The following is a 22,165-nucleotide window of genomic DNA, read 5'->3' as shown; positions in this document are numbered from 1 at the left end:
CGCCTGGAAGCATGGTATCTGCCGAAGGGCAGGCTTGTCGCCGCCGCATCATTTTCCTGCGATTTGGCCGGCATGCCGGCTTCGGCCCTCCGCGTCGGCGACGTCCTCAGAACGTGTCTGCGACCTGGATGCCGGCGGGGCCGAGGATGACGGCGATGAGCACCGGCAGGAAGAACACGATCATCGGAACGGTCAGCTTGGGCGGCAGGGCCGCGGCCTTCTTCTCCGCCTCGTTCATGCGCTGGTCGCGGCTTTCCTGCGCCAGCACGCGCAGCGCTTGGGCGATCGGCGTGCCGTAGCGCTCGGCCTGGATCAGCGCCTGCATCACCGCCTTGACGATGTCGAGCCCCGTGCGGGTGCCGAGGTTCTCGTAGGCGACGCGCCGGTCCTGCAGGAACGACAGTTCCGCGGTTGTCAGCACCAGTTCCTCGGCGAGTTCAGGCGAGGCCGCGGCGATCTCGTCCGCCACGCGGCGCAGCGCCACTTCCATCGACACGCCGGATTCGACGCAGATCAAGAGCAGGTCGAGCGCGTCCGGCCAGGCGCGCTTGATCGACAGCTGTCGCTTGGAGACACGGTTGGAGATGAAGATGTTCGGCGCATAGAAGCCGAGATAGGCGGCGCCGATCGCAGCCAGGATCCGGATGGCGAGCGGCTTGTCGCCGAGATGCCCGAGATAGAAGATGTAGAAGGCGCCGACCGCGAAGAACACGAAGGGCAGCACGAAGCGGGCGAAAAGAAAGATGTTGAGCGCGTTCTGCGAGCGGTAGCCCGCCTGGCGCAGCCGGTTGACGGTGCCGGCGTCGACCAGCGCCTCCCTCAGGTTCAGCCGTTCGACCACCTGGCGGACGGAGCTGTTCTGCTGGGAGCGCAGCGAGCCGCGTCCCTGCGGACCCTCAGCGTTCAGCCGGGCCCGTTCGCGCGCGCGGATCTGGTCGCGCTCGAGCGCCACCGACTTCATGCGTTTGTCGAGGTCGCCGCGTTCGAAATAGGGCGCCGCCAGCGTGTAGAAGGTCGCCAGCACCGCGATGACCACGAACACCGGCAGGAGGATGTCGGGATTTGTGAGGGTCGAAGCCAGTTCCTTCATAGCGCCTGATCCTTCCTCAGATGTCGAAGTTGATCATCTTGCGCATCATCAGGATGCCGATCGTCATCCAGACGGCGGAGGCGCCGAGGATGAGATGGCCGCGCGGATCGATGAAGATGACCTTGATGTAGTCGGGCGTCGTCAGGTAGACGAGCAGCATCACGATCAGCGGCAGGGCGCCGATGATGACCGCGGACGCCTTGGCTTCCATCGACAGCGCATCGACCTTCGCCCGCATCTTGCGGCGCTCGCGCAGCACGCGCGACAGGTTGCCGAGCGCTTCGGACAGGTTGCCGCCCGCCTGGCTCTGGATGGCGATCACGATCGAGAAGAAGTTCACCTCCTGCAGCGGGATGTAGGTGAACATGCGCGCGCAGGCGTCCGGAACGCTGAGCCCCATCTGCTGGGATTCGACGACGCGGCGAAACTCGGAACGGACCGGCTCCTGGCCCTCGGCTGCGATCAGCCGCAGTGCGTCGGTCAGCGGCAGGCCGGACTTGATCGAGCGCACCATCACGTCGAGCGAGTTCGGAAACTCCTCGAGAAACTTGTTCATCCGCCGCTTGACCATGAAGTTCAGCACCCAGCGCGGAATGCCGACGCCGGCGATGAAGAGAAGGCCGCCGGCGACCACCGGAGGGGCGCCGCCAACGACGGCTGCGGCCGCCATGAACAGGCCGAAGCCGATGCCGATCATCGTGAACTGCGTCGGGCTCAGCGACAGGCCGGCCTGCGACAGCTTCGATTTCAGCGTCGGCGCGGCCCGCTTGCTACGCTCCTGCTGCTTCTTTTCGAGGTCCTTCAGCGAGTCCTGGACCGACTTGCGCCGCTTCGACATCTCCTGCATGCGCTCGCGCGCCGCCTTGACCTTGTTCTGGTCGGTCTCTGCGGATTTCACGCGGTTGACGCGGCTCTCGGCCTTCTTCTCGGTCTCGATGCGGGAGAACAGCAGGCCGTAGCCGAGCGTGCCGGCGGCCACGGCCGCGAGCGCGACGATCGCGAGGATGGTGAGATCAAGTCCGAACATCGGTCCCTCGCGGCTAGGCCACTTTTTCCATCAGGTCGAGCGTCGAGGCGAGACGCCGCTCCTCGTTGAAGTAGCGGGCACGGTCCCAGAAATGCGGCTTGCCGATGCCGGTGCCGACATGGCGGCCGATGATGCGGCCGTTGGCGTCCTCGCCTTCCATCTCGAAGCGCATCAGGTCCTGGGTGACGATAACGTCGCCTTCCATGCCAACCACTTCGGTGACATGGGTGATGCGGCGCGAGCCGTCGCGCAGGCGCGAGGCCTGGATGATGACGTCGACCGAGCCGGCGATGATCTCGCGCACCGTCTTGGCCGGCAGCGTGTAGCCGCCCATGGCGATCATCGATTCCATGCGGCTCAGGCATTCGCGCGGCGAGTTGGCGTGGATGGTGCCCATGGAGCCGTCGTGGCCGGTGTTCATCGCCTGCAGCAGGTCGAAGACTTCCGGTCCGCGCACTTCGCCGACGATGATCCGCTCGGGACGCATGCGCAGGCAGTTCTTGATCAGGTCGCGCATGGTGATCTCGCCCTCGCCCTCGATGTTCGGCGGGCGGGTTTCGAGGCGCACCACGTGCGGCTGCTGCAGCTGGAGTTCGGCCGAGTCCTCGCAGGTGATCACCCGTTCGTCGGTGTCGATATAGCGCGTCATGCAGTTCAAAAGCGTCGTCTTGCCCGAGCCGGTGCCGCCGGAGATCACGAGGTTGCAGCGCACCCGGCCGATGATCTGCAGCAGCGTCGAACCCTCCTGGGTGATCGAACCGAACTTCACGAGCTGGTCGAGCGTCAGCTTGTCCTTCTTGAACTTGCGGATGGTGAGTGCGGTGCCGTCGATCGCCAGCGGCGGGGCGATGACGTTGACGCGCGAGCCGTCGGGAAGGCGCGCGTCGCAGATCGGGCTCGATTCGTCGACGCGGCGGCCGACCTGGCTGACGATACGCTGGCAAATCGACAGGAGCTGCGCGTTGTCGCGAAAGCGGATCTCCGATTCCTGCACCTTGCCGGCCACTTCGATATAGGTCCGGCCGGCGCCGTTCACCATGATGTCGGCGATATCGTCGCGCGCGAGCAGCGGCTCCAGCGGGCCGTAGCCGAGCACGTCGTTGCAGATGTCGTCGAGCAGTTCCTCCTGCTCGGAGATCGACATCGCGAAATTCTTGATGGTGATGATGTCGTTGACGATGTCGCGGATTTCCTCGCGCGCGCTCTCGGTATCGAGCTTGGCGAGCTGCGACAGGTCGATCGTGTCGATCAGCGCAGAGAACACCTGCGACTTGGTGTCGTAGTAGTCCTCCGTGCGCGGCATCTTCTTTCGCGCGATCGGCGAGGGCTGGTGGGGCGGAGGGGCGACCGCAACGGCCGTCTCCCGTACCGGCTCGGCCGCGGCGGGCGCTGCGCGCTCCACGGGCGCCGGCGCAGGGGCGGCCTGCGGCGGATGGCCGGCGGGGCCGCCACTCTTTCCAAAGCCTTCGTTTCCGCGTCTACCGAACATGCCGTTTCATCCAGTCCTGTGCCGGCCCTTGCCGGGCGTCATTTGCGGCCGAGCATTCCCAGCATCTTGCCGAGTCCGCCCTTCCTGGGTTTCTTCACCGTGGCGCGCCCGGTCACCACATGCGCGATCTGGGAGAAGGTCTCCGCAGCCGGCGATTTCCGGTCCATCTCGGCGATCATCCGCCCGCTGTTGGCAGCCGCGCCGAACAGCTGGGCGTCGAAGGGAATGATCGCGATCGGCTGCGTCTCCAGCGGGTCGCAGAAGTCGTTCGGTGCGATCTCCGGCCGCTTGGGCATGCCGACCTGGTTGAGGATCAGGTGCGGGCTGCGATCGTTCGGCCTGAGTTTCTTCAGCGCGTCGAAGATGTTCTTGGCGTTGCGCAGGTTTGCGAGGTCGGGAACCGCGGTGACGACCACCTCGTCGACCTCGGCGAGCAGGGAGCGGGTCCATTCCGACCAGGCGTGCGGAACGTCGAGGACGTTCACCGGCGCGCTGCGCTGCAGCACCTCCACCATCGGCTGGAACGAGCCGCGTTCCAGGTCGTAGGCGCGATCGAGCGTCGATGGCGCGGCCAGCAGCGACAGGTGGTCGGAGCATTTGGCGAGCAGGCGGTCGAGGAAGACCTCGTCCAGCCGCTCCGGCGTATAGACCGCCTCGGCCATGCCCTGGGCCGGGTCTTGGTCGAAATTGATGTTGGCGGTGCCGAAGGGCAGGTCGAGGTCGGCCAGCACCACCTCTGTCGAAAACAGGTTCGAGATGTCCCAGGCGCAGTTGTGGGCGATGGTGGACGAACCCACCCCGCCCTTGGCGCCGACGAAGGCGATGGTGCGACCAAGCGGCTCGGCCTCGGGATCGACGAAGATCGCCGAGACGGCATTCAGCACCTCCGCCATGGCCACGGGCGCGACCAGGTATTCGGAGATCCCGTTGCGGATCAGCTCGCGATAGAGCGAGATGTCGTTGTGATGGCCGACGAGAACGACCTTGGTGCTCGGATCGCAGACCTCGGCGAGGGGGGCGAGCTCCTGCAGGATCGCCGAAGGCTCGGTCGAGCTTTCCAGGATGATCAGGTTCGGCGTCGGCGCCGTGGCGAACATGTTCACCGCCGTCTGGATGCTGCCGCTGTTGATGCGCAGGCTGACCTTCGACATGCGGCGGTCGTTGGCGCATCGCTCCATCGTCTGCAGCATGCCGTCGCTTTCGCAGAAGGCGTGGATGGAGATGCGCGGAAGCGGGCGCACATGATCGAGCTCGCCGGTGGCCGGACCTTCGTCGAAGGTGGCGTCGGAGGGTTGTCTCGCCTCAATGCCGTACTGGATGCTCGTCATCGTTGATGCCCCGTTACTGTCCGGTCAGCCGCGCGCGGCTCCGTCAGTCTGCCGTTCCGTTTTCGCGATAGTCCTGGATCGCCGTGGCGCGGCGCTCGGCGTCGATCGGCGTCATGCCGCGCGGCCCGACCAGATCCATCGGGTTGGCGATCTGCGCGGCGAGGTTCGCCTGCGTCGCGCAGCCGAAATTGTAGTACTGCCTGTTTTCCATCGTGTTCAGCGTCAGGTCCTCCGGCCACTGGCCGCAGGGGTTGGTCTTCGCCGTGGTCGAGATGAAGGCGAGCCGGATCGGGGCGGCGTCGCCCTGGCCGGCTGCGCCGTAGGCCGTCTCGATGATGAGCTTGTTCGGCACGCCCTCGTTGACCAGCGTCGCGCGCACCTGCTTGCGCAGTGCTGCGGCGGCACCCGCATTGGCCGAGCCCTGCGGCAGCATGATCTGCACCGTGCCCTTGGACTTCGATTCGTAGTCCTGCGCGAAGCCACGGATGTTGTCGCGCATCGGAAGCGTCAGCGAGCGGTCGCCCGAGGCGACGGGAATGTCCAGCGTATGCTCGGCCTCCGTCAGCACGATCGGATGCCGGGTGCGGTAGTCGTCCGGGATCGACGATGTCGTCACCGCGTCCTTCGAGGCGCAGCCGGCGAGCACCGCTGCGGCGAGGACGAACGTCAGCGGAAGAAGGCGACGGGAGACCATCGGGGCGAGCCTTTCGCAGGGGGGCTGGAAGCGTGTGCGTGCGGTCATGTCCGTTCCCCGGTCACTTGTAGATGAAGCCGACGGCGCCGTTGTAGGTTCCGGCGGGTACGCCGGCCTCCTTGCGGCCGTAGATCTGGTTGACCCGGCCGAGGAAGAAGCTCGCCGCATCGTTCGTCGGGTTGAAGTTGTCGTCCGGCCGGTTCAGCGCGCTGCGGGCCACCGGGCGAACCAGGTAAGGCGTTGCGATGATGACCATTTCCGTCTCGTTGCGCAGGAAGTCCTTGGAGCGGAACAGCGTGCCGAGCACGGGGATCTTCGACAGCCCCGGAAAACCGGTCATGGCCTGGCGGATCTCTTCCTTCACGAGGCCGGCGATCACGATCGAGCCGCCGGACGGAAGCTCCACACTCGTCGACGCCTCGCGCCGGCGGATCGACATGGCGGTGACGGCGGGAATGTTGACATTGCTGCCGGTATTGATCGAGCCTTCGAAGGTCGGCTCGGACACCTCGGTTTCGACGCGCAGGCTGATGCGGCCGGCAGACAGCACGACGGGCTTGAAGTTCAGCCGGATGCCGTATTCGACCTCTTCGTTCGTGCGCGAGATCTTGCCCTCTTCGTCGACTTCCTGCTCCACGGGCCGCCAGAATTCGCCGCCGACATAGAAGCTGGCGTTTTCGCCGGAGATGGCGGTCAGGCTCGGCTCGGCAAGCGTCCGCATCACGCCGGCCTGCTCCATGGCGTTGACATAGGCTGCGATATTGGTGCCGCCGATGCTGCCGGAGAGCGCGGCATTCGCCGTCCAGTCGATCGCGCCACCGAGGTTGGAGGGGTTGCGGAAGGCGATGCCGCCGTCGGTTCCGCTCACAGAGCCGTTGAAGCCGAGCTGTTTCAGCACCTGGCGGCTGACTTCGGCCACGGTGATCTTCAGCGTCACCTGGTCCTCGCCGTCGATCTTCAACATGTTGACGACCTGCGACTTCTGCCGCTCTTCCCCGAAGATCGCCGCGTCGCCGTTGTTGCCCTGGGCCGTCACGGTGCGGGTGGTCGCCTCACCGCCGGTCAGGAAGATGTCGGCGAGACGGGCCGCCTGCAGTGCGTCCTGCGGCGTGCGCACCGTGCCGGTCAGCACGATGTTGTCGGAGATGATCTCGACCGAAATGTCGGAATCGGGGATGAACCGGCGCAGATGGTCCTCAAGACCCGCGATGTCGCGCTCGACGGCGAGGTCGAGGCTGACGATCTCCTCGCCGTTCGGCCCGAAGATGAAGACGTTGGTCTGGCCGATCTCCTTGCCGAAGATGTAGATGCGCCGCGAGGTGCGGGTCACCGCATCCGCCTTCATCGGATCGGCGACCAGGATGTCGTGCGCGTCGGTCGGCAGGTCGACGACGATCGCCTTGTTGAGGCCGAGCTTCAGCGCCTTGCGCGCGCCAGGGCCCGTCTGGGTGATCCGGACGAGGCCGGTGGAGGCGGCCTGCGCCATGTCGATCGCGGTGCCGCCGTTCACCAATGCCGCTGGCATGCCCGAAAAGGCAAGGCAGAAGGCCATCCCGCCGGCGACCGAAGCCCGAAATTTCTTTCCGATTCCTCGCACTGTGCGCTCCTGCTTCACTTGTTGACCGCGGGCGTGCCCGCCCGGACGATCTCGCCGGACTTGATGACCTGGATGATGGGCGAGCCTTCGCCTCCGCTGAGCAGATAGTCGGCAGCCCGGGTGTCTTCCTCCTGCGCGTCGGCGACGCTGCGCAGAGCCAGCTGCAGCCGCTCGGCCATCTGCTGGGCAACCGTGATCACCTTGGACTGGTCGGGCGTCAGCTCGAGCGTCGCCGTCGTTCCGACGACCGTCTTCTTGCCGTCCTCGCTTTCCTGGATCTGCTGGTCGATCGCCAGCACCCGCACGTTGCTGAGGATGGTCTCGGTGATCTTGGTGTCGTCGTCGCCCTCGCGGACCATGATCACGTCGACGCGGTCGTTCGGCAGGATGAAGCCGCCGGCGCCGGTCGCAACGGAGATCTCGGTGGAGACCGCGCGCTTTCCGGCCGGCAGTAGCGACGACATGATCTTGCTGTTGGAATCGGCGATCTTCTCTTGGCGGATCGGCTCGCCGTTGAAGATCGGCATGCGCACGACCGCCCCGGCGAGTTTCTCCCGCGCGTCCGGGCGGCTCTGCTCGGTGATGAAGCCCTCGACGACGTTCTTTTCCGGCCAGGCGCTCCAGCCGATCGCTTCGCCGTTGAGGCGCGCGCCGATCGGAAGGCTCTGCGTCGCCACCAGCACGTTCACCGTCGGCTCCCGTTCGACGACGGGCTCGCTTGCGACCGAGATCCTGTTGCCGCGGGCGAGTTGCAGGGCGAGATAGCCCGCCACACCCGCCGACAGGACGGCGACTGCCAGAATGATGATTCGCGCCGGTTTCATGTTTGGCCCCTGGACGTGCGAGATTGCATCGTCACATTGCGCACCAATTGGTATAATTATGGTTAATGACTTGCTTATGAGCTTGGTTAACAGGCGCTTAAATGGCGGTGCGCTCAGGGCGATCAGTTTCTGCTAATGCAATCCACGGGCGATCGGCCTTATTTCGGACGGCATTCCGTTAACCAGCGTCCTCAGTGCGCGGGCCGGCGATCGTCGGGTTCAAATGGTCTTTGTCAGTGCAGGCGGGCGAGGGCGGCCTGCATCAGCGGCGAGGCGGGATAGGTGACGAAGGCGGCGATGCCGATCGCGATCCCGTAGGGCACTTTCTTTGCGGTCAGCAGGTGGCTCGGGACCGGCAGGCCGGATGCCAGGATCGCCGGGGTGCGGGCGCGAAGCGCGAGCAGCACGAGCGTCAGGACCCCGCCGAAGATGGAAACCTGCACGAGGAAGGAAACAAGCGAGGGTGTCAGGCCGAACCAGACGGCGCTGGCCGTCAGGAGTTTGGCGTCGCCCCCGCCCATGGCGTTGAGTGCGAACAGCCCGAAACAGACGCTGAAGACGGCGAGACCGGCGAGAAGATGAAAGCCGATCTGGACCAGGCCCAACCCCGCGAGCGGCGCTACGATGATGAATGTGGCCAAGAGGATGGCCGAAACCCGGTTCGGGATGGTCATCGTGAAGAAATCGGAGAAGGCCGCGATCGCAAGGCAGAGCGGAAAGACGACAAAGATTGCTGCTTCCGTCATGGGTTTCTCCGGTGAGGCCAGGTTTGGCCGGTTACGATTGTGAAGCAAGCTTGTGAACGGTGTCTAAACTAGAATGGCCGCCTTCCCGTTTAGGAAGACGGCCATCTTTGAGCCACGGGCCTCCGTGGACTTCAGATCACGGCGTGGCGGGGTGGGCGTCGTTTGCCTTCTCCATCGAGGTGCTCAGGTTGCCGAACGTATCGGACAGCTCGTCGCCGAGGGTGCTTGCGCCGGCGATGATGGCGACGGAGATCAGGGCGGCGATCAGGCCGTATTCGATGGCGGTCGCGCCGGATTCGTCTTTCAGGAAGCGAGCGAAGATCTTGGTCATGGGAGTTTCTCCTATCCACGATGTTGGTTCAGCACGTCCGACAACTGTTTTCCGTTGTTCGGATGACTGCAACCTACACGCGCCGCATTGCCACCTGCTTAAGGAAGGCGGTTACCTTTCCGTTAACGCGGACTGCCCGATATTGTGGTAAACAATTGGGCAATGGCAGCCCGCCGGTTCGGGGTATGCGCGCGAACGCCGAACCACAGTAGAATCCGTGCATGCACATAGGCGTGCTTGCACATTTCGGGCGAAATTCAGATGCGTCGCTTCGGTCTCTCCCGGCGGCGTTCAGGAAAATCGGCGCAACTTAAGGGTTCATTCACCATTCGCGGCCATTCTCGGCCAACGCCGCAGCTTCAGGATATCGCCAGATGAGAACCGTCGGGACGTTCGCCACTTCCAGGGCCATGCGACTGGCCGTCGGACTTCTGCTTGCGCAGTCCTGCCTTGCCGCGGGCAGCGCCCGGGCGGAAGACGGCGAAATGATACGCGTCTACATGGACCACGCACGCGTGCTGAAGCTCGACCGTCCCGTCAGCAAGGTCATCGTCGGCAATGCGGACGTGGCCGACGCCACCGTCGCCGACGCCACGACGATCGTGCTCACCGGCCGGAACTTCGGCACCACCAATCTCGTCCTCCTCGACGCCGACGGCAATGCCATCGTCGACGAGCGCATCCTCGTCTCCATAGACGAGGGCAACACGGTTCGCGTGTTCCGCCAGACCGAACGCTCGGTCCTTTCCTGCACGCCGATCTGCGAGCAGCACGCCAAGCGTGCCAACGGCGCGGGCCCCTGATAGCTGGCCCCTGACACTTGGCCCCTGAGGTCTGCCGCGTCCGAAACCGGGAAGCCGGTCGAATGCGAGCCTTCCCGCAAACGGAAAATAAACGGTCGATCGAATAATCTCGCGCCCATGCGCCGTCGAGCGGTCGATGCAGGACCGTCCGGGCCGACGCTGGGGGAAATGTACCCTGCCTCCCTGAGGGCCGGGTACGAGCGGAAGGTGGATCGGATCCATGATGGGAACGAGCAGGCGACATGGCGAGCCGACCGGCCGGCTGGGACGCTTCTTCGCGGCGCGCGAAGGCGCCTCCGCCCTGGAGTTCGCCATTCTCGCGCCCGTGTTCTTCGGCATCGTCTTTGCGATCATCGAGACCTTTGTCGCCTATGCGGCGGAGCAGGTTCTGCTCAACGCCAACGATGCGATGGCCCGCAGGATCCGCATGGGCGAGATCACCTTCGACATGGGCCGCCCGACGGACGTGGACGAGAAGGAGTTTCGCGCCCTCTTCTGCGCGGAGTTCGTCGTCCTGCTGAGTTGCTCCGATGACGACTCCACGGTGGCGCCGCGTCTCCACATCGATGTGCGCAGCCTGGCGAATTTCGGAGGATCCGCCGATGTCCTGGCATGCCCGGACAGCAACACCTTCACGCCCGGCGGCAAGCAGACGACCAACATCGTGCGATCCTGCTACCGCTGGCCGATCATCGTCGACTACCTGCGACTGGTTTCGCTGCACGGTTCGTCGGACAACACCATAGACGGGCAGAACCTGGTCGCCACGGCCGTTTTCCGCAACGAGGACTATCCATGAGAGCCAGGGACGCGGGACGCATCGCAAGGGCCATGGTTTCCTTTATGCCTGCATCGCTGCGCCGGCTGGCGCGCGGGCGCGAGGGCGCCGGCGCGGTGGAATTCGCGATCCTCGTGCCGTTGCTGCTCGTCGGATATATCGGCGCCTACGAGCTTTCGGTGGCCATGTCGGTCTACAACAAGGTCGGCCGCACCTCTTCGACGATCTCCGACCTTTTGACCCAGGACAATTCCGTCGGAAGCGACGAGCTTAACAATGCCCGGATGGCTGCCAACACCATTCTCGCACCCTACCAGGTCAGCGCCGACAACCTCAGCTACGAGATCGTCGGCATCCAGATCGACGATGACGGCAACGCTACGGTCGCCTGGTCCCGCGACGAGCACGACAACTGGGTGACCAGCATGACCAAGGGAACGACGGTGCCGTTGCCGGAGGACATGACGAAGACGAAGAGCTTCATCGTGATGACTACGGTGACGATGGACTACAAGATCGAGCTCGTCGAAAAGGTCCTGCCGTTCCTGCGCGGATCCTCGACGACGGAGATCCTGGATCCCAAGCTCAAGCGCACCAGCTACAGCCGTCTGCGCAAGGGCAGCGAGCTTCCGTGCAGCGTTTGCACCTGATGCTTGCAATCGGCGTCGCTCCCCGCCGTCCAGCCGGCGATTTTCCTTGAGCCGCCATCGATTTTCATGTCATTCCGGCCGTGGGAGGATCGCTGTCGGCGCCGGGTGACGCTTGCTTTTTCAGCCGTGTCGCGCTCCTTCCGTTCCGCAGCCCAGCGCCAGCCGCGCGGGATCGACAGGTGATGCATGGCCAGAGCGTTTCTCTTCGTACTTGATTCCTTCGGCATCGGCGGCGGCCCGGATGCGGCGGATTTCGGCGATGACGGCGCCGATACGCTCGGCCACATCGCCGAATTCTGCGCCGCCGGCGCGGCCGATCGCCCGGGCCTGAGACAGGGCCCGCTGAAGCTTCCCAACATGTCCGCCCTCGGGCTCCTGCATGCAGCCCGCGCTGCGACCGGCCGCTTTCCCGACGGCATGGACGTTCCGCCCCGGGTCTTCGGCCAGCACGGCGCGGCAAGCGAGATCTCCCGCGGCAAGGACACGCCGTCGGGCCACTGGGAGATCGCCGGCACGCCGGTGATGTTCGACTGGGGCTATTTTCCCGCAGACGACGCCGCCTTCCCGCCCGATCTGGTCGCCGCCATCTGTGAGGCCGGAGAGGTGCCGGGCATCCTCGGCAACTGTCACGCCTCGGGGACCGACATCATCGCAAGGTGCGGCGAGGAGCACATCCGCACCGGCAAGCCGATCTGCTACACCTCGTCCGATTCGGTCTTCCAGGTCGCCGCGCACGAGACGCATTTCGGCCTCGACCGTCTCCTGGCCTTCTGCCAGTCCGTCCGGACCGTCCTCGACGACCGGCCGGGCGGCAGGATCGGCCGCGTGATCGCGCGGCCCTTCATCGGCGAGACGCCCGCCGGTTTCGAGCGCACCGGAAACCGGCGGGACTATTCCGTACTGCCGCCCGAGCCCACCTTGCTGGACCGGCTCACCGAAGCCGGGCGCACCGTCCATGCCGTGGGCAAGATCGGCGACATTTTCGCCCATCAGGGCATCGGCCGGCTATCGAAGGCGAACGGCAACATGGCGCTGTTCGACGCGACCCTGCAGGCGATGGACGAGGCGAAGGACGGCGACCTGGTGTTCACCAATTTCGTCGATTTCGACATGCTCTACGGCCATCGCCGCGATGTGGCCGGCTATGCCGCAGCGCTCGAGGCCTTCGACCGGCGCCTGCCGGAGGTGGACCGCAAGCTGCACGCGGGCGACCTCGTCCTGCTCACGGCCGACCACGGCTGCGACCCGACCTGGCGCGGCACCGACCACACGCGCGAGCGCGTGCCGATCATGAGCTTCGGCCCCGGCATCCGTTCGCGCCTGCTGGACACCCGCACCACCTTCGCCGACATCGGCGAGACCATCGCCAAGCACCTCGGCATTCCTCCCGGCCCGCACGGGAGAAGCTTCCTGTGACGCGACCCCTGAAGAAGGCCGAGCTCCACTGCCATCTCGAGGGTGCGGTTCCGCCGGCGTTGGCGCTGTCGCAGGCGAGGAAGTACCGTATCGAGACCGATGCCTTCCTGCGCGACGGAGCCTATGTCTGGCGGGATTTCACGAGTTTCCTCGTCGCCTACGACGCCGTCGCCGATCTCTTCCGCACAGAGAGCGACTATGCACTGCTGACCGAGGCCTATCTCGACGGGCTTGCCGCCTGCGGGGTGGTCTATAGCGAACTCTTCGTCTCGCCCGACCACGCCGAGACCGTCGGCCTCGGCGCCGATGCCTATCTCGCCGGCATCAGCCGCGGCATCGAGGCGGCACGGGCGAGGACGGGGATCGAATGCCGGATGGTGGTCGTCGGCCTGCGCCACCGGGGTCCGGAGCGGGTCGAATGGGCGGCCCGCTACGCCGCGGCATGCGGCAATCCGCTGGTGACCGGCTTCAACATGGCGGGCGAGGAGCGCCTGGGTACCGTTTCCGACTTTGTCCGCGCCTTCGACATCGCCCGGGACGCGGGGCTGGGGATCACGGTGCATGCCGGCGAACTTTGCGGGGCGTCCAGCGTGCGCGATGCGCTCGATCTCCTCCGCCCGGCCCGGATCGGCCACGGCGTGCGGGCGATCGAAGACCCTGCTCTGGTCGAGCGCCTGGCGGACGAGGGCGTCGTGCTCGAAGTCTGCCCCGGATCGAACGTGGCGCTCGGGGTGTTTTCCGACTTCGCCGCCCATCCACTCCGCCGGCTTCACGCAGCCGGCGTCAGGGTCACGCTCAATTCCGACGATCCGCCCTTCTTCCACACCTCACTGCAACGCGAATACGACCTCGCCCGCGAGGCGATGGGGTTTGCCGACGAGGAACTGGACGCGATGACAAGGACGGCGATCGAGGCCGCCTTTGTCGACGAGGACACCCGAAGCCGGCTGCTCTCGCGGCTCTGACGCTGCTGGGCTTCGCAATGGGGATGAACGGCCGGCGCCTGATTCGCTCCCTTGCGGGACGAGGCGCGAATGTGAAAGAAGAGAAGATCAACGAATTCGAGGGAAGGTTTGGCCATGGACGGCGTCACAGTCATCGATCACCCGCTCGTGCAGCACAAGCTGACCATCATGCGCAAGAAGGATACCTCGACCGGCAGTTTCCGGCGGCTCCTGCGCGAGATCTCCACGCTGCTCTGCTACGAGGTCACCCGCGACCTCGAACTGACGACCGAGCGGATCGAAACGCCGCTGCAGGTCATCGACGCACCGGTCCTCGAAGGCAAGAAGCTCGTCTTCGCCTCGATCCTGCGCGCCGGAAACGGCCTGCTCGAGGGCATGCTGGAACTGGTCCCCTCCGCCCGCGTCTCGCATATCGGCGTCTACCGCGACCATGAGACGCTGGAAGCCGTCGAGTATTTCTTCAAGGCGCCCGATCTCCTGAACGAACGGCTCGTCATCGTCGTCGACCCAATGCTCGCCACGGGCAATTCGGCGATCGCCGCGATCGAGAAGCTGAAGGAGCGCGGCGCCACCAACATCCGCTTCCTCTGCTTGCTGGCCGCCCCCGAGGGCATCCGCAACTTCCGCTCCGCCCATCCCGACGTCAGGGTCTATACGGCTTCGATCGACAGCCACCTGAACGACAAGGGATACATCATGCCCGGCCTCGGCGACGCCGGCGACCGCATGTACGGAACGAAGTAGGGGCGCGACCGTCGGCGTTAACCCGGCATTAGCCACCGCACGTTTTCGCAGCGGCGAATCCGGCGCTTGGGCGCAAGTTTTCCGGTCCGTCAACCTTGCCATGGTGTATTGCCTCGCACGTCCGGTTGGACGCGCGTCGTCGCACAATCGCGGCAATGCGCAAGGTCGGGGATGAACCCCGCAGGAGATGCCCATGTTCGCCCGCAGCCTGTTCGTTGCAGCCGCCATCGCCGTCGCGGCCGTCTACGTGCCCGGCATGGCAAGCAGCTATCTTGCGGCCGGCCGGACCGAGACCACGGCGAACGATGCGCAGACGGCAACCGCCGCGCCGGTCTCGACCGCCCGCTACACCGGCAATCGCGGCGTCACGCTGGAGGCCGATGCCGCCGGTCATTTCTCCGGCCTTTTCACGGTCAACGGCCGCAAGCAGGAGGGCATGATCGACACCGGCGCCAGCATGGTCGCGATCAATGTCTCGATGGCGGAGCGGCTGGGGATCGCGCGCAAGGAGCTGGAGTTCCGCTATGCCGTCAACACCGCCAACGGCAAGGCGCGCGCTGCCTATGTCCGCCTCGACAGCGTCGCGATCGGCGCGATCACCGTCCCCGACGTCGGCGCCATGGTGCTGGAGGACAAGGCGCTTTCCGGCATGCTGGTCGGCATGACCTTCCTCAAGGGGCTCTCGTCCTATCAGGTCGACGGCGGCCGGATGCGCCTCATTCGCTGATCCGGTCGATAATCGGGTAGTCCGGCAGCGGGGCGGTGTCTCCGATCGTGTAGAGCGCGCGCAACCGCGCCACGCCGGCAATGGCCTCGTCCAGCGTCTGCGCGTGGACGCGGCCGATCTCGTCGCCCGCCTCGATGCGCGTGCCGAGCGGTCTCAGCCGGTCGAAGCCGACGCGGTGGTCGATCGCCTGGTCGGGCCTTGTCCGCCCGCCGCCCATCTCGATCACGGCCGTTCCCAGCCCCCGCGTGTCGCAGCCGACGAGATATCCCCCGGTCTCCGATGTCGCCGGCAGGATGATGGGCGCTTTCGAGAGGATCCCGGCCGGATTGTCCATCAGGTCGCCGGGGCCGCCGAGCGACCGCACCATCTTCGAGAACGCCTCCGCGGCGCGCCCGTCCGAAAGCGCCTGCTGCGCCTGCTCGTGGGCGGCCACCATGTCCGTCGCGATGCCCCCGCTGACCAGCATTTCCGCGGCCAGCGACAGCACGATGCGCTCGAGCCGGCTTCCCGCTTTCTCGCCCCGGAGAAAGGCGATGCAGTTTTCGACCTCCACGACATTGCCGACGGCGTCCGCAAGGGGCTGGTTCATGTCGGTGATGAGCGCGCTCGCCCGCAGCCCGGCACCGTTCGCGACCTCCACCAGCGCCTTTGCCAGCCGCTCGGCATCCGGCCGGCTCGTCATGAAGGCGCCGTTGCCAAGCTTCACGTCGAGCACGAGCGAATGCAGCCCTGCGGCCAGCTTCTTCGACAGGATGGAGGCCGTGATCAGCGGAACGGAATCGACCGTGGCCGTCACGTCGCGGACGGCGTAGAGCCGCCGGTCCGCAGGCGCCAGGTCGGCCGTCTGGCCGATGATCGCACAACCCGCCTCCTTCACCGTCCGGCGAAACAGCACAGGCTGCGGCGTGATCGTATATCCGGGGATCGATTCCAGCTTGTCGAGCGTGCCGCCGGTGTGCCCGAGGCCGCGGCCGGAGATCATCGGCACGGCGAGCCCGCAGGCGGCTGCGATCGGCGCCAGCATCAGCGAGACGTTGTCGCCGACGCCACCGGTCGAATGCTTGTCCGCCACCGGCCGGTCGAGGTCGCGCCAGTCGAGTACCTCCCCGGAATCACGCATCGCTTCGGTCAGCGCTACGGTCTCGCGGGCATCCATGCCGCGAAACCAGACGGCCATGGCGAAGGCGGCGACCTGGCCTTCGCTGGCCCGTCCATCCGTCAGCGCGGCGACGAACTGACCGATCTCCTCTGCCGAGAGAGCCTCGCCGTCGCGCTTGCGGCGTATGGTCTCCTGCGGGAGCATCGTCAGTAGGCCGCGCTCTGGCCGCCGGATTCGCGGCCCTCGAGCACGGCGACGATATCGCCGAGGAGGCCGGACGCACCGAAGCGGAAGGTCGAGGGGATCGCCCAGTCGGGCCCGTGGATTGTCGCCGCCAGATTGAGGTAGAGGCTGGCGTCCCCGACGGTGCGCACGCCGCCGGCCGGCTTGAAGCCGACATTGCGGCCGCTCTCGCGGATGGCGTTGAGCATGATGTCGGCCGCTTCCAACGTCGCGTTCACGGCCACCTTGCCGGTCGAGGTCTTGATGAAGTCCGCCCCGGACGAGATCGCCAGGTGCGATGCGTTGCGGATCAGGTCGCGGTCCTTCAGTTCTCCGGTTTCCAGGATCGTCTTCAGCACGACAGGCGGCCTGCAGGCTTCCCTGACGGCACGGATCATCTGCCGCACCGCATCCTCGTCGCCTGCGATCAGGGCCTTGTAGGGAATGACCAGGTCGATCTCGTCGGCGCCGTCGGCGATCGCCTGTTCGGTCTCGGCGACGACCGTCTCGACCGGCAGGTCGCCCGAGGGAAAATTGACCACGGTGGCGATGCGGATCCGGCTGTCCGGCCCGAGCAGGGTGCGGGCCTGGGAAACGAAGCGCGGCCAGATGCAGATCGCGGCCGTCGTGCCGAACGGCGTGTTCGCCTGCTGGCAGAGCTTTTCGATCGCGGCTGCGTCGCAATTGTCGGAAAGATCCGTCAGGTCGAGCAGCGACAGCGCCTTGGCGGCGACGAGGCGGGGCGTGGTTTCATTCATCGGCAGTCTCTCCGGCCGCGATCATCTCGGCAAGCACCGCGGCAAGCCGCGCACCGCCGACAGGGGCCATGTCCTTGGTTTCGTGATGGCTGAGTTCGGTTCCAGTCATGCCGGCGCCATAGTTGGTGATGACGGAGGCCGCAAGCACCTTCAGCCCGAGGAATCGCGCGATCAGCACCTCCGGAACGGTGGACATGCCGACGGCATCGGCGCCGAGCATACGGGCCATGCGGATTTCCGCCGGCGTCTCGAAGTTCGGGCCGGAGAACCACATGTAGACGCCCTCGTGCAGCGGCGTACCGGTCCTGTGCGCGGCCGCCTCCATCTGCACGGCGAGCCCCGCGTCATAGGCGTTGGTCATGCCGACGAAGCGGTCGTCGCTGTCGATGCCGATCAGTGGATTGGCCCCGGAGAAGTTGATGTGGTCGGAAATGCGCATCACCGAGCCGGGCGGCATGTCCTCGCGCAGCGAGCCAGCGGAGTTGGTCAGGATCAGCGAGGTGACGCCAAGGCCCTTCAGGACCTCGATCGGCCCACGCATCGCATCGGCGTCGCCCTTTTCGTAGTAATGCGCCCGACCGGACAGCATGATCACCGGAACGCCCCCGACGAGCCCGATGACCATCTCGCCGGCATGGCCGGAGACGGAGCTCGAAGGAAAACTCGGCAGCTCGGAATAGGGGATGCGCACACCGCCCTCGACCGTGTCGACGAGCGATCCCAGGCCGGAACCGAGGACGATCCCGTAGCGCGGCACCAGCCCGCCGAGGTGGGGAAAGAGGTGGTCGACCGCGTCCTTCATCCGATCACCTCCGTTGCGAAGCCGTGCGGCAGGAGTTCGTCCATCGTCATCGTCTTCTTCACGCCCGTCTCGTCGCACAGATAGATGCGCGTCGAGGCGGAGGCGAACTCGGCGATCTTCTGCCGGCAGCCGCCGCAGGGCGGGCAGAGCGGCAGCTTCTCGGCGATCACGGCCATTTCCACGATCTTCTTCGCACCCGCCATGATCATCGCGCTGATCGCCGTCGGCTCCGCGCACCAGCCTTGCGGAAACGAGATGTTCTCGATGTTGGCGCCGGCATAGACCTTGCCGTCCTCGGCGCGGATCGCCGCCCCCACCGGAAATTTCGAGTACGGCGCATGCGCAAACGCCATGGCGTCGCGCGCCGCTTCGAACAGGTCGTGGGACATTCTCACCGCTCCTTCACATACGGGACGCCGCCGGCCCGCGGCGGAATGGCCTTGCCGATGAAGCCTGCCAGCAGCACCACGGTGAGGATATAGGGCAGGGCCTGCATCAATTGTACCGGCACCTTGCCGATCAGCGGCAGCGGCGTGCTCTGGTAGCGGATCGCAAACGCATCGAGGAAGCCGAACAGCAGGCAGGCGAACATGACCGGCACCGGCCGCCACTTGGCGAAGATCAGCGCTGCGAGCGCGATATAGCCCTTGCCGGCCGTCATTCCCTTGGTCCAGCCGGCATTGGCGGCAAGCGACAGGTAGGCGCCGGCGATGCCGCACAGGATGCCGCAGCAGATCACGCCGCGGTAGCGCATCCAGATCACCGAGATGCCGGCCGTGTCGACCGCGCCCGGATTCTCGCCGACGGCCCGCAGCCGCAGGCCGAACCGCGTGCGGTAGAGGATCCACCAGCTGGCCGGCACCATCAGGAAGGCGAGATAGGTCAGCGCCTGGTGGCCGGAGATCAGCTCGGCATAGATCGGCCCGAGCAGCGGTACGCCGCGCAGCGCCTCGGCGAAGGGAAGCTCGATCACCTGGAAGCGGGCGCCTTCGGCGAGCGCCGGCGTGCGGCCGCCCTGGTGGAACCACGCCTCGCCAAGGATGACGGTGGCGCCGGCGACGATGAAGTTGATGGCGACGCCCGAGACGATCTGGTTGCCGCGCTGGGTGATCGAGGCATAGCCGTGCACCAGCGACAGGAGCACGGAAACGACGACGGCGGCCAGAAGCCCGGCCATCGCCGACTGCGCGACGAAGGCGACGCAGCCGGCGGCAAAGGCGCCGCCCAGCATCTTGCCCTCCAGGCCGATGTCGAAGACGCCGGCGCGTTCGGTGAAGAGGCCGGCAAGGGCTGCAAGGATCAGCGGTGTCGAGAGCCGGACGGTCGACTGCGCAAGCTCGAGGAAGAGCTGAAGATAGTCCATGGCCTCAGGCTCCCTTGACGGCCGCGTCCGCGCGTCCGCGTCCGGAGAAGGCGAGGACGGCGCGGGTGATGGCGGGGCGGAACATATGCTCCAGCGCGCCGGCGAAGAGGATCACCAGACCCTGGATGATGACGATCATGTCGCGCGAGATCGACGGCATCTCGAAGGCGATCTCGGCGCCGCCCTGGTAGAGCACGCCGAACAGGACCGCGGCCGGGATGATGCCGGCGGGATGCGAGCGCCCCATCAGTGCGACGGCGATGCCGACGAAGCCGGCGCCCTGCACGAAATCGAGCTGCATGCGGTAGGTCTCGCCCATGATCGGGTTCAGCGCCATCATGCCGGCGAGCGCGCCGGAGATCATCATGGTGATGATGATGATGCGCGCCTCCTTGATGCCGGCATAGCGCGCCGCCTGCGGGCTGTGGCCCATGGTGCGCATTTCGTAGCCGAGCCTGGTGCGCCAGATCAGCACCCAAACGCCGAAGGCTGCCGCCAGCGCCAGCAGGAAGGTCACGTTGAAGGGCGACGTGCCGACGCTCAGGCCGAAGATCGACATCAGCCAGTCGAGTTTCGGCAGCTGCCCGCCGGCGTCGAAGGTCCGCGTCTCCAGCGACATCGAGCCGAGCGGCTTCATCACCCGGTTGAGCATGTAGTTCATCAGGCTCGCGGCGATGAAGTTGAACATGATCGTGGTGATGACGATATGGCTGCCGCGCTTGGCCTGGAACCAGCCGGGCAGGAACGCCCAGGCGGCGCCGAACAGCCCGGCCCCGAGGATCGCCACCGGAAAGACGACGTACCAGGGCATGATCCGGTCGAGCCAGAGGCAGGCGAGCGCCACGCCGATGCCGGCGACATAGGCCTGCCCTTCTCCGCCGATGTTGAACAGCCCGGCATGGAAGGCGACGGCGACCGCGAGCCCGGTGAAGATGAAGGTGGTGGCGTAGTAGAGCGTGAAGCCGATATATTCGCCGCGCCCGAAGGCGCCGTTGATCATGTGGTAGGCCGCCTCCAGCGGGCTCTCGCCGACGAGCAGCACGACGAGGCCGGCCACCGCAAAGGCGACGACGAGATTGACGAGCGGGATGAGGCCGTATTCGACCCAGCCCGGCAGTTTCGCATAGGGGGTGCTCATTGCGCGGCCTCCTTCGGGCCTTCGACGCCGGCCATCAGGAGGCCGAGCTCGCCTTCGGAGGCATCGGGGGACCGTTCGCCGACGACGCGGCCGGCAAACATCACGAGGATCCGGTCGGAAAGCGCCCGGATCTCGTCGAGCTCGACCGAGACGAGCAGCACCGCCTTGCCCTGGTCGCGCATCTCGATGATGCGCTTGTGGATGAATTCGATCGCGCCGACGTCCACGCCGCGCGTCGGCTGGCCGATGATCAGCACGTCGGGCCCGCGCTCCATCTCGCGGGCCAGCACGATCTTCTGCTGGTTGCCGCCGGAGAAATTGGCCGTCTTCAGCCGCGCGTTCGGTGGGCGGATGTCGTATTTCCGGATCTTCTCCTCCGCATCGGCGCGGATCGCGTCGATGTCGAGAAGGAGGCCCTTCCGGTATTGCGGATCGTCGTGATAGCCGAGGATGGCGTTCTCGCTCTCCTCGAACTTCAAGACCAGGCCGATATGGTGGCGGTCTTCCGGCACATGCGCCAGCCCGCGCTGGCGCAGCTCGGCCGGATCGGCATGGCCGGTGACGTCGATCGCCCGGCCGTTCAGCTCCACGTTGCCGGAGACGGCGCGGCGGATGCCGGCGATCGCCTCCAGAAGCTCGGACTGGCCGTTGCCGGCGACGCCGGCGATGCCGACGATCTCGCCGGCGCGCAGGTCGAGCGAAACGTCGTCCACCATGGTCACGCCGCGGCCGTCGCGCACGGTCAGGTTCTTGACCGAGAGCTTCACGTCGCCCGGATGTGCTGTGCCCTTTTCCACGCGCAGCAGCACGCGGCGGCCGACCATCAGCTCGGCCAGTTCCTCCACCGAGGTCTTGTCCGTCTCGCGCGTCGCCACCATCTCGCCGCGGCGCATGACGGAGACCTCGTCGGTGATCGCCATGATCTCGCGCAGCTTGTGGGTGATGAGGATGACCGTCTTTCCCTGCGCCTTCAACTGTTCGAGGATCCGGAAAAGGTGGTCAGCCTCGGCAGGCGTGAGCACGCCCGTCGGCTCGTCGAGGATCAGGATGTCGGCCTTGCGGTAGAGCGCCTTGAGGATCTCGACGCGCTGCTGCAGCCCGACCGGCAGTTCCTCGATCACCGCGTCGGGATCGACCTCCAGCGCATATTCCTTCTCCAGCCGTTTCAGTTCCGCCCGCGCCTTGGCGATGCCGGCGTTCAGGATCCAGCTTTCCTCGGCGCCCAGCATGACGTTTTCCAGGACCGTGAAGTTCTCGACCAGCATGAAGTGCTGGTGCACCATGCCGATGCCGGCCGCGATCGCCGCATTCGGATCGCGAATGCTGATGGCGCGTCCGTCGACGAGAATCTCGCCGCGATCGGCCTGGTAGAAGCCGTAAAGGATCGACATCAGCGTCGACTTGCCCGCCCCGTTCTCGCCGATGATGCCGTGAATGGTCCCTTTGCGGACCTTCAGGTTGATGTCCTTGTTGGCATGGACGAGGCCGAAGCTCTTGTCGATGCCTTTCAGTTCGATTGCCAGTTCACCCATGACGATCCGTTGTTCTCGTATGTGGACGCCGCCGGCCTGTCT

The 22,165-nt window shown here is 65.9% G+C and carries 23 protein-coding genes; 7 read left to right on the top strand and 16 right to left on the bottom strand.

The window, feature by feature from the left end; all coding sequences use genetic code 11:
• Positions 1–106 precede the first annotated feature (106 nt).
• The 9 genes from LQK81_RS18560 to LQK81_RS18520 form a co-directional block, all read right to left on the bottom strand.
• Positions 107–1,090, bottom strand: a complete 984-nt coding sequence (locus LQK81_RS18560; RefSeq protein ID WP_230807861.1) for a type II secretion system F family protein — start codon at positions 1,088–1,090, stop codon at positions 107–109.
• 16 nt (positions 1,091–1,106) lie between these two features.
• On the bottom strand, positions 1,107–2,117 hold the full coding sequence (locus tag LQK81_RS18555) for a type II secretion system F family protein (protein ID WP_230807860.1): 1,011 nt from the start codon (positions 2,115–2,117) through the stop codon (positions 1,107–1,109).
• Positions 2,118–2,130: 13 nt separating this feature from the next.
• On the bottom strand, positions 2,131–3,606 hold the full coding sequence (locus tag LQK81_RS18550; protein ID WP_230807859.1) for a CpaF family protein: 1,476 nt from the start codon (positions 3,604–3,606) through the stop codon (positions 2,131–2,133).
• 38 nt (positions 3,607–3,644) lie between these two features.
• A complete protein-coding gene (locus LQK81_RS18545; protein WP_230807858.1) occupies positions 3,645–4,934 on the bottom strand; it encodes an AAA family ATPase in 1,290 nt (429 codons plus the stop codon).
• A gap of 43 nt (positions 4,935–4,977) precedes the next feature.
• Positions 4,978–5,628 (bottom strand): CpaD family pilus assembly protein, encoded by a 651-nt coding sequence (locus LQK81_RS18540; protein ID WP_230807984.1) that lies wholly within the window; start codon positions 5,626–5,628, stop codon positions 4,978–4,980.
• A gap of 61 nt (positions 5,629–5,689) precedes the next feature.
• Positions 5,690–7,225, bottom strand: coding sequence for a type II and III secretion system protein family protein (locus tag LQK81_RS18535; RefSeq protein WP_230807857.1), 1,536 nt, complete (start codon positions 7,223–7,225; stop codon positions 5,690–5,692).
• A gap of 14 nt (positions 7,226–7,239) precedes the next feature.
• Positions 7,240–8,049, bottom strand: coding sequence for a Flp pilus assembly protein CpaB (gene cpaB, locus LQK81_RS18530; protein ID WP_230807856.1), 810 nt, complete (start codon positions 8,047–8,049; stop codon positions 7,240–7,242).
• A 233-nt stretch (positions 8,050–8,282) separates the two neighbouring features.
• Entirely contained in the window at positions 8,283–8,795 is a 513-nt protein-coding gene (locus LQK81_RS18525) for an A24 family peptidase (RefSeq protein ID WP_230807855.1), read from the bottom strand.
• Between the two features lie 136 nt (positions 8,796–8,931).
• Positions 8,932–9,126 carry a Flp family type IVb pilin gene (locus tag LQK81_RS18520; protein ID WP_230807854.1) on the bottom strand — a complete coding sequence of 65 codons (195 nt, stop codon included), beginning with the start codon at positions 9,124–9,126 and terminating at the stop codon, positions 8,932–8,934.
• A gap of 374 nt (positions 9,127–9,500) precedes the next feature.
• Between LQK81_RS18520 and LQK81_RS18515 the strand changes: the two genes are divergently transcribed.
• From LQK81_RS18515 to LQK81_RS18485, 7 genes are all read left to right on the top strand, one after another.
• The gene (locus LQK81_RS18515; RefSeq protein ID WP_442967157.1) at positions 9,501–9,929 is read left to right on the top strand and encodes a pilus assembly protein N-terminal domain-containing protein; all 429 of its coding nucleotides are present in this window, start codon (positions 9,501–9,503) and stop codon (positions 9,927–9,929) included.
• 220 nt (positions 9,930–10,149) lie between these two features.
• Positions 10,150–10,728, top strand: a complete 579-nt coding sequence (locus tag LQK81_RS18510) for a TadE/TadG family type IV pilus assembly protein (protein WP_230807853.1) — start codon at positions 10,150–10,152, stop codon at positions 10,726–10,728.
• Complete coding sequence (locus LQK81_RS18505; protein WP_230807852.1) at positions 10,725–11,357, top strand: TadE/TadG family type IV pilus assembly protein; 633 nt, start codon at positions 10,725–10,727, stop codon at positions 11,355–11,357. Before LQK81_RS18510 ends, LQK81_RS18505 begins: the two co-directional genes overlap by 4 nt.
• A gap of 186 nt (positions 11,358–11,543) precedes the next feature.
• The gene (locus tag LQK81_RS18500; protein ID WP_230807851.1) at positions 11,544–12,773 is read left to right on the top strand and encodes a phosphopentomutase; all 1,230 of its coding nucleotides are present in this window, start codon (positions 11,544–11,546) and stop codon (positions 12,771–12,773) included.
• Positions 12,770–13,738: an adenosine deaminase gene (locus LQK81_RS18495; protein WP_230807850.1), complete on the top strand. Its 969-nt coding sequence runs from the start codon at positions 12,770–12,772 to the stop codon at positions 13,736–13,738. Before LQK81_RS18500 ends, LQK81_RS18495 begins: the two co-directional genes overlap by 4 nt.
• Before the next feature lie 114 nt (positions 13,739–13,852).
• The gene (gene upp / locus LQK81_RS18490; protein ID WP_112594501.1) at positions 13,853–14,482 is read left to right on the top strand and encodes a uracil phosphoribosyltransferase; all 630 of its coding nucleotides are present in this window, start codon (positions 13,853–13,855) and stop codon (positions 14,480–14,482) included.
• 193 nt (positions 14,483–14,675) lie between these two features.
• A complete protein-coding gene (locus tag LQK81_RS18485; protein ID WP_230807849.1) occupies positions 14,676–15,209 on the top strand; it encodes a TIGR02281 family clan AA aspartic protease in 534 nt (177 codons plus the stop codon).
• Here LQK81_RS18485 and deoA read toward each other — a convergent pair.
• From deoA to LQK81_RS18450, 7 genes are read right to left on the bottom strand one after another with little or no spacing between them, the layout of a single operon-like run.
• Positions 15,199–16,512 carry a thymidine phosphorylase gene (gene deoA / locus LQK81_RS18480; protein ID WP_230807848.1) on the bottom strand — a complete coding sequence of 438 codons (1,314 nt, stop codon included), beginning with the start codon at positions 16,510–16,512 and terminating at the stop codon, positions 15,199–15,201. The genes LQK81_RS18485 and deoA overlap by 11 nt on opposite strands.
• Before the next feature lie 2 nt (positions 16,513–16,514).
• Complete coding sequence (gene deoC, locus LQK81_RS18475; protein ID WP_230807847.1) at positions 16,515–17,288, bottom strand: deoxyribose-phosphate aldolase; 774 nt, start codon at positions 17,286–17,288, stop codon at positions 16,515–16,517.
• Positions 17,281–18,090 carry a purine-nucleoside phosphorylase gene (locus LQK81_RS18470; protein WP_230807846.1) on the bottom strand — a complete coding sequence of 270 codons (810 nt, stop codon included), beginning with the start codon at positions 18,088–18,090 and terminating at the stop codon, positions 17,281–17,283. Before LQK81_RS18470 ends, deoC begins: the two co-directional genes overlap by 8 nt.
• Positions 18,087–18,479: a cytidine deaminase gene (locus tag LQK81_RS18465; RefSeq protein ID WP_230807845.1), complete on the bottom strand. Its 393-nt coding sequence runs from the start codon at positions 18,477–18,479 to the stop codon at positions 18,087–18,089. The genes LQK81_RS18470 and LQK81_RS18465 overlap by 4 nt, the downstream gene beginning before the upstream one ends.
• Positions 18,480–18,481: 2 nt before the next feature.
• Positions 18,482–19,453 carry an ABC transporter permease gene (locus LQK81_RS18460; protein WP_230807844.1) on the bottom strand — a complete coding sequence of 324 codons (972 nt, stop codon included), beginning with the start codon at positions 19,451–19,453 and terminating at the stop codon, positions 18,482–18,484.
• A gap of 4 nt (positions 19,454–19,457) precedes the next feature.
• A complete protein-coding gene (locus LQK81_RS18455) occupies positions 19,458–20,591 on the bottom strand; it encodes an ABC transporter permease (RefSeq protein WP_230807843.1) in 1,134 nt (377 codons plus the stop codon).
• Complete coding sequence (locus LQK81_RS18450; protein ID WP_230807842.1) at positions 20,588–22,123, bottom strand: ABC transporter ATP-binding protein; 1,536 nt, start codon at positions 22,121–22,123, stop codon at positions 20,588–20,590. Before LQK81_RS18450 ends, LQK81_RS18455 begins: the two co-directional genes overlap by 4 nt.
• Positions 22,124–22,165 lie beyond the last annotated feature (42 nt).

This window comes from Rhizobium sp. GN54 (assembly GCF_021026345.1).
Taxonomy (GTDB): Bacteria; Pseudomonadota; Alphaproteobacteria; order Rhizobiales; family Rhizobiaceae; genus Mycoplana.
This window is presented reverse-complemented; position numbering and strand designations above follow the sequence as displayed.

Bases quoted from the DNA above. Each gene is read 5' to 3' on its own strand.
- deoA (WP_230807848.1), bottom strand. From the start codon at position 16,512: ATGCTCCCGCAGGAGACCATACGCCGCAAGCGCGACGGCGAGGCTCTC.
- LQK81_RS18555 (WP_230807860.1), bottom strand. From the start codon at position 2,117: ATGTTCGGACTTGATCTCACCATCCTCGCGATCGTCGCGCTCGCGGCC.
- LQK81_RS18545 (WP_230807858.1), bottom strand. From the start codon at position 4,934: ATGACGAGCATCCAGTACGGCATTGAGGCGAGACAACCCTCCGACGCC.
- LQK81_RS18460 (WP_230807844.1), bottom strand. From the start codon at position 19,453: ATGGACTATCTTCAGCTCTTCCTCGAGCTTGCGCAGTCGACCGTCCGG.
- LQK81_RS18470 (WP_230807846.1), bottom strand. From the start codon at position 18,090: ATGAAGGACGCGGTCGACCACCTCTTTCCCCACCTCGGCGGGCTGGTG.
- LQK81_RS18500 (WP_230807851.1), top strand. From the start codon at position 11,544: ATGGCCAGAGCGTTTCTCTTCGTACTTGATTCCTTCGGCATCGGCGGC.
- deoC (WP_230807847.1), bottom strand. From the start codon at position 17,288: ATGAATGAAACCACGCCCCGCCTCGTCGCCGCCAAGGCGCTGTCGCTG.
- cpaB (WP_230807856.1), bottom strand. From the start codon at position 8,049: ATGAAACCGGCGCGAATCATCATTCTGGCAGTCGCCGTCCTGTCGGCG.
- LQK81_RS18485 (WP_230807849.1), top strand. From the start codon at position 14,676: ATGTTCGCCCGCAGCCTGTTCGTTGCAGCCGCCATCGCCGTCGCGGCC.
- LQK81_RS18510 (WP_230807853.1), top strand. From the start codon at position 10,150: ATGATGGGAACGAGCAGGCGACATGGCGAGCCGACCGGCCGGCTGGGA.
- LQK81_RS18465 (WP_230807845.1), bottom strand. From the start codon at position 18,479: ATGTCCCACGACCTGTTCGAAGCGGCGCGCGACGCCATGGCGTTTGCG.
- LQK81_RS18560 (WP_230807861.1), bottom strand. From the start codon at position 1,090: ATGAAGGAACTGGCTTCGACCCTCACAAATCCCGACATCCTCCTGCCG.
- LQK81_RS18450 (WP_230807842.1), bottom strand. From the start codon at position 22,123: ATGGGTGAACTGGCAATCGAACTGAAAGGCATCGACAAGAGCTTCGGC.
- LQK81_RS18540 (WP_230807984.1), bottom strand. From the start codon at position 5,628: ATGGTCTCCCGTCGCCTTCTTCCGCTGACGTTCGTCCTCGCCGCAGCG.
- LQK81_RS18520 (WP_230807854.1), bottom strand. From the start codon at position 9,126: ATGACCAAGATCTTCGCTCGCTTCCTGAAAGACGAATCCGGCGCGACC.
- LQK81_RS18550 (WP_230807859.1), bottom strand. From the start codon at position 3,606: ATGTTCGGTAGACGCGGAAACGAAGGCTTTGGAAAGAGTGGCGGCCCC.
- LQK81_RS18515 (WP_442967157.1), top strand. From the start codon at position 9,501: ATGAGAACCGTCGGGACGTTCGCCACTTCCAGGGCCATGCGACTGGCC.
- LQK81_RS18455 (WP_230807843.1), bottom strand. From the start codon at position 20,591: ATGAGCACCCCCTATGCGAAACTGCCGGGCTGGGTCGAATACGGCCTC.
- LQK81_RS18525 (WP_230807855.1), bottom strand. From the start codon at position 8,795: ATGACGGAAGCAGCAATCTTTGTCGTCTTTCCGCTCTGCCTTGCGATC.
- LQK81_RS18505 (WP_230807852.1), top strand. From the start codon at position 10,725: ATGAGAGCCAGGGACGCGGGACGCATCGCAAGGGCCATGGTTTCCTTT.
- upp (WP_112594501.1), top strand. From the start codon at position 13,853: ATGGACGGCGTCACAGTCATCGATCACCCGCTCGTGCAGCACAAGCTG.